This window comes from Vibrio sp. 1727 (assembly GCF_033344415.1).
Taxonomy (GTDB): Bacteria; Pseudomonadota; Gammaproteobacteria; order Enterobacterales; family Vibrionaceae; genus Vibrio; species Vibrio alginolyticus.
Window position 1 is genome coordinate 1 of sequence record NZ_JAWPOT010000272.1, and the last position, 697, is coordinate 697.

A 697-nucleotide genomic window follows, 5' to 3' on the forward strand; every position below is an offset into this window, starting at 1 on the left:
GCCCTCGCTTAGATAATGACTACCGCTGATCACCACATAATCGCCTTGCTCAAAACTTCCGGAAACACACGCTTGGTATGCGTCGATAGAGTCAAGGTTGACCGGCTCTGAATGAATAACCGCATCACGAACCACATTCACGTGCAGAGTTTGTTTCTCACCCAAAATTGCAGAGTAAGGAAAGCAATGGCTTGAGTGACTGGTGTTGAGTGCGGTATTAACCGTGACTGCTTTACCGTTGAATAGCGCACTGGAAATCGAATCGATGTCTAGCGTGACGGTATAGGTTTGTTTGAGCAAGTGTTTCTTCGGCGCGATTTCTGCCACGGTTGCTTGGTAGGATTGCTCCGAATCATACCAAGTCAACGATGCCGGCTGACCTAGTGCGAATTGAGCAATCATATTTTCCGGTACGTCGATGTCCACTTCCCAGCTGTCTTCTTGCTGAATTGACACAACACTGCCGCCCGGCAAGGTTTGTTCATGTGGATCAACAGAAACGTCGGCAACAATGCCAGTGAATGGTGCTCGTAGAGTGGTGTAACGCAGGGCATCTTTTGCACGTTGGATGTTTTTCTCAACCACTTTGACGGCAGAGAGGCTACGTTCGTAGCTGCTGATGGCTCGGTCTAAGTTTACGCTGGCAATGGCATCATCAGAAGTCGCTTGTTTTACGCGCTTTAACTCGGCTTTCGCC

At 49.1% G+C, this 697-nt stretch carries 1 protein-coding gene; it reads right to left on the reverse strand.

All coding sequences use genetic code 11. The features are described from left to right. On the reverse strand, positions 1 to 697 hold a 697-nt coding region (locus tag R8O10_RS25195), incomplete at both ends, for an efflux RND transporter periplasmic adaptor subunit (RefSeq protein WP_318191952.1).